Below are 14,748 nucleotides of genomic sequence, written 5' to 3' on the forward strand. Positions count from 1 at the left end.
CCTAATTAACGTTTTGCCGGGATACGATTAGTTTTTGAAAGATGAAATTATCTGCAAGGCTACATCGAGCGCCTGAGAACCCTGTTTTAATGTTACTACAGGAGTGCTATTATTATTTATGGCCTCAGCAAAGGTTTCGAGTTCATCCTTGATAGCATTATTATTTAGAATTTCAGGATTCTCAAAATAAATCTGCTTTTTTTCCCCTTCTGCATTCTGAAGTACCATGTCAAATTCTCCGGGAACTTCCGGGGCGTCTTTCATTTTTACCACTTCAACTTTTTCTAAAAAATCGACCGAGATATAGGCATCGCGTTGAAAAAACCTTGATTTTCTCATGTTTTTTAATGAGATTCTACTTGCGGTAAGATTAGCAACACATCCGTTTTCAAATTCAATTCTGGCATTTGCAATATCCGGAGATTTACTTATAACAGATACACCACTCGCATTAATTTTTTTTACTTCGGACCCCACGACACTAAGAATGACATCTATATCATGAATCATTAAATCTAATACTACAGGAACATCGGTTCCTCTGGGGTTGAATTCAGCCAGACGGTGCGTTTCAATAAACATAGGATCTTTAATTTTGTCCTTTACCGCCCCAAAGGCAGGATTAAAGCGTTCTACATGCCCCACCTGTCCTTTTACATTGTTCTCATCTTCAATTCTTAAAAGCTCCTTTGCTTCATCTAAAGTATTGGTAATTGGTTTTTCGATAAAAACGTGCTTTCCTTTCTCCATGGCTTTCTTTGCACACTCATAATGCGATAAGGTGGGTGTTACAATATCCACGACATCCACTTCATCCATTAAGGAATCTATATTGTCAAAATAGGAATATCCAAATTCCTCAGCAACCTTTTCACTGTTTTTTGCATCCGGGTCGAAAAATCCAATTAAATTATATTCAGGAGATTCATTGAGAAGGCGCAAATGAATTTTACCTAAATGACCTGCACCTAATACGCCAACTTTGAGCATAAATTTGTATTTCTTCAAAAATAAGGAGATTAATTCTAAATTAAGCTAATGTATCACCTGGAAAATACCCCTGGTTTCAAATTGATTTTCTAATTTTAGCAACACAAAATCAAAGCCTTGAAAGATACTTTCAAACATAGAGGAATGCGCAATAAACTTGTTGATATTATTGCTGCTAAGAATATAAAAAATAAAAATGTGTTAGACGCCATCAGAGCGGTGCCAAGACACCTGTTCATGGACAGTAGTTTTGAAGATCACGCATACCAGGATAAGGCGTTTCCTATAGCTGCCGACCAAACTATATCTCAGCCATACACTGTAGCCTTCCAGACAGAATTATTAGAATTGAATCCAGGTGATAAAATATTGGAAATTGGAACAGGAAGTGGCTATCAGACAGCCGTGCTTTTGAAATTGAAGGCTAAGGTTTTTACCATTGAACGACAGCTGGAATTATTTAAAAAAACGTCCATATTTTTTAAGAAAATGGGATACAGACCCAAAAAATTTATTTTTGGTGACGGATATAAAGGTCTTCCGGATGAAGCCCCTTTTGAAGGAATTATTGTAACTGCCGGGGCTCCTGAAATTCCAAAAGCTCTTCTATCTCAATTAAAAATTGGAGGTAAATTGGTAATCCCCGTTGGTCTGGATGATCAGATTATGACACGTATAATTAGAAATTCAGAAAAAGAATTTGAGCGCCAGGAATTTGGATCCTTTCGATTTGTTCCGCTTTTAGAAGATAAAAATTGATCAATGAATTTCCGGTTCAGGAAATGAATTTGTGCTTAATTATTAAAATTCTTTTTAAGTCTATCCAGATCTCTCTTATTGTCCCTATCCTTTATACTTTCGCGCTTATCATAAAGTTTCTTTCCTTTAGCCAAAACGATTTTAAGTTTTGCCAATCCCTTGTCATTGACAAAAAGGTTTATAGGAATAATGGTAAGCCCGGTATTTTTTACTTCTTTTTCCAGTTTTTTTAATTCTTGCTTTTTTAACAGAAGTTTCCGTGCAGCTTTGGGTTTGTGACTAAAGTGAGTGGCATGAGAATATTCATCAATTTGCATATTTATTACAAAAAGTTCTCCCTGTTCATTGAATTCACAAAAACTTTCCGTGATTGAAGCCTTTCCCAGTCGAATAGATTTTATTTCGGACCCTGAAAGTACAATTCCTGCTATGTAGGTATCCAGGAATTCGTATTCGAAACGAGCTTTTTTGTTTTTTATGTTTATTGCTTTCTGCATAAGTAACAAAAGTAAGAACAAATACCAGAGTACTATACACTGGAAATTGAATTTATTTTTGTGAAAAGTGTAAAGAAATCAAGACTTTTACGTTTACTATTAAAACTATTAAATGTTTAGATTTTCACTTATTCTTATCTTTCTCGCAATTGTTGGTTGCAGAAATAACAATTCTGATCTTATGCCTGTCCAGGATATCGTAGACAAGTCTATAGAAGTATCCGGGGGTAATCGTTACAGATCTTGCAATATATCCTTTACTTTTAGGGATATCAGATATGAAATGAATAATACCAAAGACAGAAAAATTTTAAAACGAATTATCAAAAAAGATTCAACTGAGATATTGGACATCCTTAAGCATAATGGTTTTGAAAGATTCATTAATGGCAAGCTTGTAAATGTAGCCGACTCAATGGCGATTAAATATTCAAACTCAATAAACTCTGTTCATTATTTTGCTTATCTCCCTTATGGCTTAAATGATCCGGCAGTAAACAAAAAACTTCTGGGTGAAACACAAATAGGGGGTAATCAGTACTACAAAGTTGAGGTCACTTTCGATGAAGAGGATGGAGGTGAGGATTTTGAAGATGTATATATATACTGGTTTAATAAAGAGACGTTTAAACCAGATTACTTAGCGTATCAATTTAATACTAATGGTGGTGGATCCAGATTCCGTGAGGCATTTAATGAACAAATAATAAATGGAATACGGTTTGTTGATTATAACAATTATAAAGCCACAGATAATATTTCAGTGTATAAGCTGGAAGCTCTTTTTAAATCGAAAAAATTAGAACTTCTATCCACAATCCGATTGGAAGATATAACAGTTAATCCGGACAATTGCAATTAAAGTGCAGACGATTGCTAGTGGTATTTTTCCCCGTTACCTGAACAATAAAAAGGCTGCCATTGTCATAATCATCCATGGAGTCATATTTCTCTTCTCCAAGCATTTTATTTACAAATTCAGGTGTGGAATTACTATGTCCCACTACAAGTACTTTTTTGCCTAAATTATCTATCTTGAATTGTTCGATATCAATATCAGACGGGTCATAATATTGGACCGTTATATCCTTTTTAACAGAGGTGGGAGCTGCTGTCATGGTTGTGCGCTCGTAATCTGTTGAATATATGGCATCCAGCTCAACATCATTCAATATTTCAGCCCAGTGCATGGCCCTACCAAGTCCTTTTTGACTTAGTTCAGGATCGATGTCTTCTGAATCACTTCTGATCTTTTCTGCATGTCTTATAAAATAATAAGTAGAAACAGCCGGCTCAACATAGGCTTCTGATAATTTTTGATCATCTTTGCAAGAGATTAGGCCTGTTAATATAATGGCAAAAATGAGAAGTTTAACTGTTTTCATACGGGATTGGTTTGAATAATTTTAAAGTATGCTCTAATTTAACTGAAATTCGGTGAAATTAGTATGTTAATCCTTTGTTTTTTCTATTGTTATGCTGAATAGAATTCTCTTTATTTTTTTGGTTTTGACCGTGCTGTATGTAAATTCTCAGCAGCCGGAATTACCCTATGATTTCAGACAGCACAATCTTACTGAATTTAATAGTAGTTTATTAAGTCCGGTGTTTTCGTTGGATCGGAATGATCCACAGTCGGTAGCTTTATGGACCAGATGGCAATGGCAAGGCATTGATGCCAATCCCACAACTTTATTTTTTAATTATACTCGGAAGTTAAACGAGGAATCTGCCATAGGAGGGGGATTCCTGCAGCATAATACCGGAGTATTTGTGAATAAAGGAGGAGTACTAAATTATGCGTATAGATTTGTATTGAATCCGTCAACTCAAATAACTCTTGGGGTTAATGTTATTGGCTATCAACGAGAACTTGCGGAGGATTTTATTTTGGACCCGGATTTTGATTTCCCGCAGTTTCAGGAAAAAAGTAATTTTATTCTTCAAATAGCACCTGCTGTAAGACTTCAATTAGATGCATTCAGTTTTGGTATCGCTATGGAGAACCTGGTAGATAGAAACTTTACAACCAATGAGAGTAATGCCAGTGCTGCGGGTTTAATTTATATGGGTCTGGCCAGTTACGATTTCCCGATAACTGTTTTTGGTGATACATCTTCTTCGTATATAAGACCTAGTCTTTACTATAAGCGATTGCCAAATTTTGATAATCAAATAGGGTTTAACACCTTTTTTTCTACCCCAAAATTCTGGGCACAAGCCGGATATAATAGCTTTTACGGCATTTCTACCGGGGTAGGGGGACGCTTTTTTAAAAAGTTATCTCTTGGGGCTTTGGTTGAATTTGGAACAAGCAGTGATCTTAAGGGAGAGGATCCAAGTTTTGAAATTGTTACTGCCTTTAGTTTTGGCAAACAAGTCTTTGAAGTTGAAGAATTAACAACGGAAGATGAACTTGAAGAAGAACCGGCTAAGGATGAACTCATGTTAGAGGAAGAAAGACAAAGAGAAATTGATTCTTTGGCAGCAGTTAAGGCGGCAGAGTTACTAGCACTGGAGCAATTACAGAATCAGAAGAGGAAAGATTCCATTGCAGCTCTAAATAAACAAATTGAATTATCCAAAGAACGAGAGTTAGCCGAACAAAAGAGAAAAGATTCTATCGCTAAAGCTAATGAGGCAGTGGCGATTGCACTCTTAAAAGAGCAACAGGAGAAAAGAAGAAGGGACTCATTAAACGCTGTTAAACAGGCAGAAGTTTTGGCAGAGGTTAATAAACTTAAGGAACAGAAGAAACAGGATTCCATTAATAGAGCGCTGGAAAAAGAAAAAGCCAAAGAAGAAGCAGTAGAAATCCTTCTATCGGGCGAAGAACAAATACAATTACGTGTATTTGAACAGATATGATACAATGCAAGAAGCGAGAAAAGCAAGGGATTCAAAATACGGCGGACGTTATGAAGGAAAAACCTGGATTTATAGGGTCCTGAGTAAGTAAGCTATTATTTTTTAATTTCTTTTTTCACAAGAACATCGAGGTACGCCACTGTGTTAATGAGATATTTTCTGTCACTGGCAATTGTTGCCATAGCTATTGCTCCCTGAATCATAGTGTATAACTGTTTTGCAAATTGCAAAGGAGTAACAGGTAGTTTAATCTCATTATTCTTTACCCCATTTTCTAAAACCAAAGCAATTTTTCCTTCAATGGTACGTAGGGTTTCATTGGCTGCAGACTTTAGCGGAGCATTGTTATTGTTGGCATCTACCCCAACATTTAATATGGGGCAACCGCCCATACTTGCCGTGAATTTATTATAATGGCGATAAAAATCAGTAAGGGAAAATAGTTTTTGCAGTGCCGTACCTTCGATATTCAATTTGTCGTCAATTGCTTTTAGTAGTAAAGTACTGTTAAATTGAAAAGCGGCGAGCGCAAGGGCTTCTTTATTTTCAAAATTACCATATAATGCTCCTTTTGTAAGACCTGTTGCTTCTGTAAGGTCATTCATGCTGGTACCCACATAACCGTGTTTATTAAAGATGGGGGCTACAGTCTCAATAATGTATGCTGTAGTTCGCTCAGCTTTGGTTGGCATATGACTTCATTTTTTTACGAAGATAAAAAATCTATATACTGTATGGTATTTTAATTCATAAAAAAAAGTACCCTTTTACGATGTACATCGAAAGGGTACTTTTTAAAACATCAATAAAACTAATTGACTAGTTCATTTTGATTTCTGAATACGAGCTTATCGTTAAATGAATCTATCAGCACAATACTATCTGCCTTTACTTTTCCACTAAGTAATTCTTTAGAGAGGCTGTTTAGCACTTCTTTTTGAATAACTCGTTTTATTGGCCTGGCCCCGTATTGCGGATCATAACCACGTTCGGCAAGATGTGAAATAGCTTCTTCTGTGGCGTCAATAGTTATATGCTGTTTTAAAAGCATTTTCTTAAGCTGTTCAAGTTGCAATTCAACAATAAGTCTGATATCCTCCTTATTTAGAGGGGTAAACATGATAATATCATCAATCCTGTTGAGGAATTCAGGGCGAATGGTCTTTCTAAGAAGTCCAAGAACCTCAACTCTGGCAGACTCCATAGCGGAATAAATGTCCTCTAAAACTTCAAACTTTTCCTGTATAATATGGCTCCCCATATTACTGGTCATTATGATAATAGTATTTTTGAAGTCGGCAACTCTTCCCTTGTTATCTGTAAGCCTTCCTTCATCAAGTACCTGCAATAGGATATTAAATGTATCCGGATGCGCTTTTTCTATCTCGTCTAAAAGAATGACAGAATAAGGTTTGCGGCGCACTGCCTCCGTAAGTTGACCACCTTCATCATAACCGATGTATCCGGGAGGTGCCCCTACCAATCTGCTAACTGAGTGACGCTCCTGATATTCGCTCATATCAATTCTGGTTAAAGCATTTTCATCATCAAACAGGTAAGCTGCCAAAGTTTTTGCGAGTTCCGTTTTTCCTACTCCGGTAGTACCCAGGAACAGGAACGAGCCAATAGGACGTTTGGCATCCTGCAATCCGGCCCTGCTTCTTCTGATAGCATCAGATACGGCTTGAATAGCCTCATCCTGGCCCACAACACGTTTGTGTAATACATCTTCCAGATTCAAAAGTTTTTCGCGTTCACTTTGTAGCATCTTAGTTACCGGAATACCTGTCCATTTAGCAACAACTTCAGCAATATCATCCGTAGTCACTTCTTCTTTTATCAGAGTTCCTTTTTTCTGCTCCTGGGCAAGATCCTCTTGAAGAGATTCTAATCTCTCATTAGCTTCTTTTATTTTTCCATAGCGCAATTCGGCTACTTTGCCATAGTCGCCATTACGTTCAGCTCTTTCGGCTTCCTGTTTAAAATTTTCAATATCCAGTTTCGTTTTTTGGATATTCTCAATCACTGTTTTTTCACTTTCCCATTTTGCGAAAATTTCGTTTCTTTCCTCTTTGAGATTTGCCAGATCTATATTGAGTAATTTGAGTTTCGCTTTATCATCTTCCCTTTTGATTGCTTCAATTTCAATCTCTAATTGCATTATCTTTCTGTCCAATACGTCTAATTCTTCAGGTTTGGAATTAATTTCCATACGAAGTTTAGAAGCAGCCTCGTCCATTAAATCAATAGCTTTATCAGGTAAAAATCTATTGGTTATATATCGCTGTGATAATTCTACAGCAGAAATAACAGCTTCGTCCATAATTCTAACTTTATGGTGCGATTCATACTTTTCTTTAATTCCCCGCAAAATTGAAATAGCACTTTCTGTGTCGGGCTCGTCAACGGTTACTTTCTGAAATCTTCGTTCCAGTGCTTTGTCCTTTTCAAAGTATTTTTGGTATTCATCCAATGTTGTAGCGCCTATAGCTCGCAAATCTCCTCTTGCCAAGGCCGGTTTTAGAATATTTGCGGCATCCATGGCTCCTTGTCCGCCACCGGCACCAACAAGGGTATGTATTTCGTCTATAAAAAGTACAATGTCTCCATCTGATTCCGTAACTTCTTTAATTACGGCTTTTAGTCGTTCCTCAAATTCCCCCTTGTATTTGGCACCTGCTATAAGCGCTCCCATATCAAGGGAATAAATGACCTTATCTTTTAAATTTTCCGGGATATCTCCCTGGACAATTCTATGCGCAAGCCCCTCTGCTATAGCGGTTTTACCCGTACCGGGTTCTCCAACCAGCATTGGGTTATTCTTGGTCCTTCTTGAAAGAATTTGAAGTATTCTTCTTATTTCTTCGTCTCGGCCTATAACTGGGTCGAGTTTGCCTTTATCGGCCAGGTCATTGAGGTTTCTTGCGTATTTGTTCAATGAATTATAAGTTTCTTCTGCGCTTTGTGAGGTTACTTTACCTCCTTTGCGCAACTCGTCAATCGCAGCCAGGAGACTTTTTTCCTGAATACCCTGATCTTTTAATATTCTCGATATTTTACTGTTGGATTTAAATAGAGCAACTATCAAATGTTCGATGGAAACATATTCATCCTCCATCTTTTTAGCAATTATATTGGCTTCGGTCAAGGTTTTACCCGCTTCTTTAGAAAACATAATTTCTCCGCCCGAGACCTTAGGTAAACTTTCCAGATCCTTTTCAAGTATTTGATTTACAAGAGAAATGTTAACATTTAATTTTTTTAAGATAAATGGGAGAACATTCTCATCAATCTCAGCGATTGCTTTATAAATATGCTCATTTTCAATTTGCGGATTCTCCATACCCTGTGCAAGCATTTGAGCCTGCTGTATGGCCTCCTGGGATTTTATGGTAAAATTATTGATGTTCATTATATATTTCTTTTCGAGTTAATGTTTAATTTTGAACTATGTAGGACAACAATCTTACCATGGCGAATAAACAGACAAAATGTCGGTAAAACGACCTATTTATAGGACATTTCGACAGTTTGTAGGGAAATAAAATAAATCCGACTAATCGGCTATAACAGAAATATGGGAATATTTAATAACTTATTTAGTAGTAAAGACAGAAGTTCTGAAGAGAAGAAGGATCAACTGGAATGGATACCACTGACATCTGCGGATCAGCTCGTTGAGATTGAACAGAACTCTGCTAAAAGGCCTCAGATTATTTTTAAACACTCCACGACATGTGGAATAAGCAGTATGGTTCTCAGATCCTTTAAGAATTCATATACTCTTGAGGATAATCAGGCCGATCTGTATTTTTTGGATTTGCACAGATACAGGGAAGTTTCAAATGAAGTCGCAAACAGATTTAAGGTATACCACCAGTCCCCTCAAGTGTTAATTATCAAAAATGGTACTGCGGTGGCTAATGAATCACATGGAGGGATTACATCACTCGATTTATCCCGATATATATAAAAAAACCCCGAAAGTTCGGGGTTTTAGTTTTAGTTAAATTTGTGTCTCACGACAATGTCCTTCAGTCTTGATTTTAAATCTTCACCCGCGTCGTAGACCATTTGTTCATTAGAAGGAAATGGAACTGCAACCCTGTTTAAAAGAGGTACAAGATCATTGTCAAGCGCCCTTTTATCACCATTGTAATTTGCATAAACATGCTCAAATACAAATTCACTGCTAAGGGGGTATGAATTGAGTTGCTGTTTACTTTGCAAATCTATATAGCTTACATTACCCGTAACTTGTGCAGATTTAAGTTGAGTAAACTGATAGAAATTACAACTTACTGTCCTGAATCTGTCAACCTTTATTTCATTACCCAAACTATCCTTTACTACTCTTCCATCTGAATCAAGAAGTACTTCAACTCCATCTTTAATCTGCCTTTCCTTTACAATTTGTTTTTCCTGGATTTGTTCCGGCGATATATTAATGGCTCTGAAGGCCACTTCCATTTCATAATCATAGTTTACTTCAGCCAGTGGATTTGTATGATACTGCGTCCATTGGTCATTTAATCCATAGGTGTTAAAATTCAATAGTTCTTCTTCTAATCGTGCCGGAACTATTTGCTCTGTATCGTTAACCATGTTCACTTTAACATAGTCCAGCCCTTTAATATAGGCCTCATCCATTTTTTGACGACTATCAGCATATCCGGGACTTAATTCATTTAAGTATTCAAAATCCCTGTAAGCATTTCTAAAGTCCTCCTTGTATTTTGCATTCTGCAATAGCTCTGAAGCATTGTTGTATAAATAGTCAGATAAGTTGTCCTTTGCAACAAGTATCTCATTGTCGTAATTGTTAAATGAAAATCTGGCATTTCTATCTTCCTCATATACCTGTAAGGGTAAAAGAGGCTTTATGCGCTCCTGAATATTTTTCAAGCGGCTATATCCATTAAATATCGCATTGTAATTGGCAGGATTACCTTCTTTCTTTAAATAGGCAATGTTTTCTAATTCCCTTTGAGTATACTTTTGGAATGCTTCTTCAAGAAGCAGTACATAAGGTTGATTGCCTTTTTTGGTTTTATTATCTGCAAGATTTTTTATAGCCTTATTTATGGCAGCGGAATAATTGCCCGTATTTAGGGCCTCCTGAGTTTTTTTAACACCTCCGCATGCTATTAAAAAAACTACAATTGTTGTAAAGAGTATCGTTTTTCTCATGATAATATGTTTATAGGTTTTAACAGCAGTTTTCAATAGCTGTGCCAAAACACACATAATTCATAACGAAAAACGATAATGTATCGTATAAATTCGCTAAAATGTTCTTTTAGCCTAATGATTTTGCAGATTACTTTCTAGTGGAGGAAGCAATTTTGTCTCTACCTTGCCAAACCCGATACGTACCCCATCTTTTTCGCAAAACCCTTTTAAAGTTACCGTATCCAAGTCCTGAATGGAAGTCCTTTTTTCGCCATCCTGAAGAGCTACAGGTTTTGTTCCCTGCCAGGCCAATTCCAGCATAGAACCATAAGAATCTGGCGTTGTACCGGAAATTGTGCCACTGCCCATTAGGTCACCACTGATTACTTTACAACCGTTTGAAGTATGGTGAGTTAATTGTTGCGCCATTGTCCAGTACATGTATTTAAAATTTGATTTGGCAATTGTAGAAGGAGCTCCTCCATCCGGAGTAATTGAAACTTCTAAATTAATATCAAAACTATTTTTCCCTTTTTGTTGCAGATATGGAAGCGGTGCAGGGTTTTGTGCCGGACTATCTACCCTAAAAGGTTCAAGAGCTTCTAGTGTAACAATCCATGGTGAAATAGAAGAGGCAAAATTCTTTGCCATAAATGGGCCCAGGGGCACATATTCCCACTTCTGTATATCCCTTGCGCTCCAATCATTTAGTAAGACAAGTCCGAAAATATAGTCCTCAGCTTCATCAATAGGGATAGCTTCCCCTAATTTATTGGCGTCCGTCGTAATAAAGCCCATTTCTAATTCAAAGTCAACCATTTTAGATGGTCCAAACTCTGGTTGATGAGCACCTTTGGGCAATGTCTGCCCTATAGGTCTTCTAATATTCTGTCCACTCGGGATTATTGTGGAGCTTCTGCCATGGTATCCAATAGGGATATGTAACCAGTTAGGCAGCAAAGCATTTTCCGGATCTCGGAACATAGTCCCGATATTGGTTGCATGTTCTTTACTTGAATAAAAATCCGTATAATCTCCTATCTGCACCGGAAGTTGCATTTCAATCTCGTCCAGGGTGAATAAAACGATTTTCCGATGTTCCTCATTTTCTTTGAGGCTTGGGTTGGTAATGTCAAAAATTTCGCTGATCCTGTTTCGCACTAAACGCCAGGTTTTTTTCCCATCTGAGATAAAATCATTTAAAGTGTCCTGCAGAAAAATGTCATCTGTAAGTGGAATTCCATCAAAATAACCCAATTGATGCAGTGCTCCAAGGTCAATAGCATAATCACCTATTCTCGTTCCAATAGTAATGACATCATCCCTTGTCAGGAAAACACCAAAAGGAATGTTTTGTATTGGAAAATCAGAATTAGGGCTAACTTCTAGCCAGGATTTTTTAGATGGATCATTTGTTTTTAAGGACATGGTGTAATTGTTAATTTATGTTTGATAAATTCCTGATCAAATATATTATTTTCTTCTTATTAAAGTCTGGCAATTTGTACTTTTACGCCTCATTTAACACAAGAATATTGTTATGCAGCGCGACCATCAAATATTTGAATTAATTGCCGAGGAAAAAGAGCGGCAATTAAATGGGATAGAACTTATTGCTTCTGAAAATTTTACGAGTCCACAAGTTATGGAAGCTGCAGGATCTGTCCTGACTAACAAATACGCTGAGGGTTATCCCGGAAAGCGCTATTATGGGGGATGTGAAGTAGTTGATAAGGTTGAACAACTCGCAATAGATAGAGCAAAGGAATTGTTTGGAGCTGCATATGCAAATGTGCAACCACATTCAGGATCACAAGCCAATGCTGCTGTCTACCAGGCATGTTTAAGTCCCGGCGATACAATTTTAGGCTTTGATCTAGCACATGGAGGACATCTTACTCATGGCTCACCGGTTAATTTTTCGGGTAAGCTCTATCGTCCGGTATTTTATGGAGTAGATGAAGAAACAGGAGTAATAAACTATGATAAAATTCAGGAAATAGCCAAAAAGGAACGCCCTAAACTTATAATTGCCGGGGCTTCAGCTTATTCCCGCGATATGGATTTTAAACGTTTTCGCGAAATTGCTGATAGTGTAGATGCACTTTTATTGGCAGATATTGCTCATCCTTCGGGCCTTATAGCTAAAGGGATATTAAATGATCCTATCCCACATTGCCATTTTGTTACCACAACAACTCATAAAACTCTTAGAGGACCCCGGGGTGGTTTAATTCTGATGGGTCAGGATTTTGAAAATCCTTTTGGAATTAGGTTGAAAAATGGAAATTTACGTAAAATGTCTGCTTTAATAAATCTTTCCGTTTTTCCGGGAAATCAGGGAGGGCCTTTGGAACATATTATAGCTGCCAAGGCAATTGCTTTTGGGGAAGCCCTTTCTGATGAATTTTTGCATTATATGTTGCAGGTGAAGAAAAATGCTGAGGCTATGGCCGCAGCTTTCGTCGCAAAAGATTACAAGATAATTTCTGGTGGTACTGATAATCATATGATGCTAATAGATCTTCGCAATAAAAATATTACCGGAAAAGATGCAGAAAACATTCTGGTTAAAGCAGATATCACGGCAAATAAAAATATGGTTCCATTTGATGATAAGTCACCCTTTATTACCTCAGGAATTAGATTCGGAACTGCAGCAATAACTACCAGGGGTCTTAAAGAAGCCGATATGACGACTATTGTTGATCTAATCGATGAGGTTATTACAAATGCAGAACAAGAGGAAGTGGTTGCGAGTGTGAAAGTAAAGGTAAATGAATTAATGAAAGGCCTTCCGTTATTTGCTTAAGGTTGGCAAAAGCCGTTTAATATTAAAGCACTAGTTGTATTTATTGATTTTGGATTAATCAATGATTTAACATGAATAAATCACCGTAAATGATAGATTTATTATTAAGATCATAGATTAAGGCATCCTTTTCAGACTCGAAATAGAGGCCCCAATATTTAAAATAGTCTTTCTTTTTATTATTACCGGCTCTGATATTCTTTAGTTTGGATTCATTTTCAAAAAGGTCTTCCTCAAATACCGGAATATAAATTTCATAAGGTGTTTCGGTAAGCCTCTTGGATAAATAAACATAGTGCTCGGCTATAGTTTGAAGAATCTGCCGAAGTTGTTCTTCTATGCTATTTTCAAATATGTTCTTAATAATTATAGAGCAATCTTTTGCAAAAATAGAGAGTTCTTCAATATCTATTCGCCTGCTATTCAACTTGTTTAATTTCTTCAATGCCCTGGAAAATGGGGAACTTTTAGACCAGCTATTCTGTGCTGAGTATATTCTGCCCCAGGTACCTTTTTGTAAATGTGAAAGTATTTCAACCAGTGTAAAATTACAATCCATTTCAATAACTAAATTTTCTCCGACATTATCTGAAGAGCAATTTCTTACGGATACATTGGAAAAATAATCTCTTTCCAATCTCTTTTTAAACTCAACTAAACCCTTTATTTGCGGGTTGTCGTCCAGTTTAATTCGAAGATTATCTCTAAAATTATCCTGTTTGTTTTGCATAATAACAGAAAAACTAAGGGGTTTATATCAAAATTAATTTTAAAAATTAATAGTTGACTATATAAAAACCATAGAATAAATAAGGTTTCGCCAGTATTTTATAATTATTTATTATTGTCTGTGAAGTGAACGAGGGTCGATTTGTCTGAAAAATCAGTAATATTAGATGAAACCCCTGTTTCTGGATTCTGTAATCAATGCCTGGTCATTCTGTTTTTCAACACCAAAAACTGCTTTCAGATGCCTTTTTCTGTTTTCAATACTTGGCAGTGATAAAGAAACATGGTTAACCATGTCTTTTGTTTTTGTTCCTATAGACAAATAGTGAAGAATTTTTTTGTCTTTCTCATCCAGAATTATATCGTCATTGGCCATTTTTTTCCGAATGGCCGCCAGGGCTTTTTGGGTGTAATAGGGTGGAGTGGTCATTACCGTTTGGACCATTGCCTGCAGGGACTTTTGATCTATTTCCGTTTTTACCATATACCCTTCGGGATCAACCGTCTTCAGAATACTGTTTATTCTGTAATTGTCGCTAAATGAAGACATAAATACAATTTTGGTCTTTGGAATGACCTTACGCGCAATAATGCCGATATCCTCACCTGTTTTGGCGGGGCCTTCTGTGGCCTGCGATAATTGTATATCTAACAAAAGAATATCGTAGGCAAATGAATTAACAGAATTTTCAATTTTTTCAATAGCCTGTTCGTAGGATTTTGCGGTATCCACCAGAACCTTAAAATTATCAAATTCTGTATCCTCAAGGATAAATTTATAACCCATGGTGGTCATTTCGTGATCATCTACCGCTAAAATCCGAATCGTTTTCATGATGATGTTTTTTCCGCAATTTTCAATTTTTCTTTTTTGTTAACCCGAGCTGTATTTTCAGATTCCGTTAGCCTGAAAGGCACTTG

The 14,748-nt window shown here is 36.7% G+C and carries 14 protein-coding genes; 5 read left to right on the top strand and 9 right to left on the bottom strand.

Annotation, left to right across the window (positions count from 1 at the left end):
- Positions 1 to 27: 27 nt before the first annotated feature.
- Positions 28 to 990, bottom strand: coding sequence for a Gfo/Idh/MocA family oxidoreductase (locus Q0X89_RS15940; protein WP_297696019.1), 963 nt, complete (start codon positions 988 to 990; stop codon positions 28 to 30).
- Between the two features lie 117 nt (positions 991 to 1,107).
- Here Q0X89_RS15940 and Q0X89_RS15945 point away from each other — a divergent pair, with 117 nt between their 5' ends.
- Entirely contained in the window at positions 1,108 to 1,749 is a 642-nt protein-coding gene (locus tag Q0X89_RS15945) for a protein-L-isoaspartate(D-aspartate) O-methyltransferase (protein WP_297695988.1), read from the top strand.
- A gap of 35 nt (positions 1,750 to 1,784) precedes the next feature.
- Here the strand turns inward: Q0X89_RS15945 and smpB are convergent, their stop codons facing one another.
- On the bottom strand, positions 1,785 to 2,246 hold the full coding sequence (smpB, locus tag Q0X89_RS15950) for an SsrA-binding protein SmpB (RefSeq protein WP_297695990.1): 462 nt from the start codon (positions 2,244 to 2,246) through the stop codon (positions 1,785 to 1,787).
- 112 nt (positions 2,247 to 2,358) lie between these two features.
- On the opposite strand from smpB, the gene Q0X89_RS15955 reads away from it, so the two are divergent.
- Entirely contained in the window at positions 2,359 to 3,108 is a 750-nt protein-coding gene (locus Q0X89_RS15955) for a DUF6503 family protein (RefSeq protein WP_297695992.1), read from the top strand.
- Here Q0X89_RS15955 and Q0X89_RS15960 read toward each other — a convergent pair.
- Positions 3,086 to 3,631, bottom strand: a complete 546-nt coding sequence (locus tag Q0X89_RS15960; protein WP_297695994.1) for a histidine phosphatase family protein — start codon at positions 3,629 to 3,631, stop codon at positions 3,086 to 3,088. The genes Q0X89_RS15955 and Q0X89_RS15960 overlap by 23 nt on opposite strands.
- A gap of 91 nt (positions 3,632 to 3,722) precedes the next feature.
- Between Q0X89_RS15960 and Q0X89_RS15965 the strand changes: the two genes are divergently transcribed.
- Positions 3,723 to 5,114, top strand: coding sequence for a PorP/SprF family type IX secretion system membrane protein (locus tag Q0X89_RS15965; protein WP_297695996.1), 1,392 nt, complete (start codon positions 3,723 to 3,725; stop codon positions 5,112 to 5,114).
- Between the two features lie 95 nt (positions 5,115 to 5,209).
- Here the strand turns inward: Q0X89_RS15965 and Q0X89_RS15970 are convergent, their stop codons facing one another.
- Both Q0X89_RS15970 and clpB read right to left on the bottom strand, forming a co-directional pair.
- The gene (locus Q0X89_RS15970; RefSeq protein ID WP_297695998.1) at positions 5,210 to 5,806 is read right to left on the bottom strand and encodes a TetR/AcrR family transcriptional regulator; all 597 of its coding nucleotides are present in this window, start codon (positions 5,804 to 5,806) and stop codon (positions 5,210 to 5,212) included.
- A gap of 119 nt (positions 5,807 to 5,925) precedes the next feature.
- Positions 5,926 to 8,526, bottom strand: coding sequence for an ATP-dependent chaperone ClpB (gene clpB, locus Q0X89_RS15975; protein WP_297696001.1), 2,601 nt, complete (start codon positions 8,524 to 8,526; stop codon positions 5,926 to 5,928).
- A gap of 165 nt (positions 8,527 to 8,691) precedes the next feature.
- Between clpB and ytxJ the strand changes: the two genes are divergently transcribed.
- Positions 8,692 to 9,087, top strand: coding sequence for a bacillithiol system redox-active protein YtxJ (ytxJ, locus tag Q0X89_RS15980; RefSeq protein ID WP_297696003.1), 396 nt, complete (start codon positions 8,692 to 8,694; stop codon positions 9,085 to 9,087).
- 29 nt (positions 9,088 to 9,116) lie between these two features.
- Here ytxJ and Q0X89_RS15985 read toward each other — a convergent pair whose 3' ends face one another.
- Positions 9,117 to 10,304, bottom strand: a complete 1,188-nt coding sequence (locus tag Q0X89_RS15985; protein WP_297696005.1) for a hypothetical protein — start codon at positions 10,302 to 10,304, stop codon at positions 9,117 to 9,119.
- Positions 10,305 to 10,418: 114 nt separating this feature from the next.
- Positions 10,419 to 11,714 carry a fumarylacetoacetase gene (gene fahA / locus Q0X89_RS15990; protein ID WP_297696007.1) on the bottom strand — a complete coding sequence of 432 codons (1,296 nt, stop codon included), beginning with the start codon at positions 11,712 to 11,714 and terminating at the stop codon, positions 10,419 to 10,421.
- Between the two features lie 112 nt (positions 11,715 to 11,826).
- On the opposite strand from fahA, the gene glyA reads away from it, so the two are divergent.
- The gene (gene glyA / locus Q0X89_RS15995) at positions 11,827 to 13,098 is read left to right on the top strand and encodes a serine hydroxymethyltransferase (protein WP_297696009.1); all 1,272 of its coding nucleotides are present in this window, start codon (positions 11,827 to 11,829) and stop codon (positions 13,096 to 13,098) included.
- 58 nt (positions 13,099 to 13,156) lie between these two features.
- Here the strand turns inward: glyA and Q0X89_RS16000 are convergent, their stop codons facing one another.
- Together Q0X89_RS16000 and Q0X89_RS16005 are read right to left on the bottom strand one after the other, a co-directional pair.
- On the bottom strand, positions 13,157 to 13,828 hold the full coding sequence (locus Q0X89_RS16000) for a hypothetical protein (RefSeq protein ID WP_297696010.1): 672 nt from the start codon (positions 13,826 to 13,828) through the stop codon (positions 13,157 to 13,159).
- Positions 13,829 to 13,990: 162 nt separating this feature from the next.
- Complete coding sequence (locus Q0X89_RS16005; protein ID WP_297696012.1) at positions 13,991 to 14,662, bottom strand: response regulator; 672 nt, start codon at positions 14,660 to 14,662, stop codon at positions 13,991 to 13,993.
- Between the last annotated feature and the right edge of the window lie 86 nt (positions 14,663 to 14,748).

Origin of the sequence: uncultured Eudoraea sp. (assembly GCF_947258525.1) — a bacterium.
Lineage (GTDB): Bacteria > Bacteroidota > Bacteroidia > Flavobacteriales > Flavobacteriaceae > Eudoraea.

Coding starts and splice junctions, on each gene's coding strand:
- Q0X89_RS15940 (WP_297696019.1), bottom strand. CDS start 990: ATGCTCAAAGTTGGCGTATTAGGTGCAGGTCATTTAGGTAAAATTCAT.
- smpB (WP_297695990.1), bottom strand. CDS start 2,246: ATGCAGAAAGCAATAAACATAAAAAACAAAAAAGCTCGTTTCGAATAC.
- Q0X89_RS15955 (WP_297695992.1), top strand. CDS start 2,359: ATGTTTAGATTTTCACTTATTCTTATCTTTCTCGCAATTGTTGGTTGC.
- Q0X89_RS15960 (WP_297695994.1), bottom strand. CDS start 3,631: ATGAAAACAGTTAAACTTCTCATTTTTGCCATTATATTAACAGGCCTA.
- Q0X89_RS15965 (WP_297695996.1), top strand. CDS start 3,723: ATGCTGAATAGAATTCTCTTTATTTTTTTGGTTTTGACCGTGCTGTAT.
- Q0X89_RS15970 (WP_297695998.1), bottom strand. CDS start 5,806: ATGCCAACCAAAGCTGAGCGAACTACAGCATACATTATTGAGACTGTA.
- clpB (WP_297696001.1), bottom strand. CDS start 8,526: ATGAACATCAATAATTTTACCATAAAATCCCAGGAGGCCATACAGCAG.
- ytxJ (WP_297696003.1), top strand. CDS start 8,692: ATGGGAATATTTAATAACTTATTTAGTAGTAAAGACAGAAGTTCTGAA.
- Q0X89_RS15985 (WP_297696005.1), bottom strand. CDS start 10,304: ATGAGAAAAACGATACTCTTTACAACAATTGTAGTTTTTTTAATAGCA.
- fahA (WP_297696007.1), bottom strand. CDS start 11,714: ATGTCCTTAAAAACAAATGATCCATCTAAAAAATCCTGGCTAGAAGTT.
- glyA (WP_297696009.1), top strand. CDS start 11,827: ATGCAGCGCGACCATCAAATATTTGAATTAATTGCCGAGGAAAAAGAG.
- Q0X89_RS16000 (WP_297696010.1), bottom strand. CDS start 13,828: ATGCAAAACAAACAGGATAATTTTAGAGATAATCTTCGAATTAAACTG.
- Q0X89_RS16005 (WP_297696012.1), bottom strand. CDS start 14,662: ATGAAAACGATTCGGATTTTAGCGGTAGATGATCACGAAATGACCACC.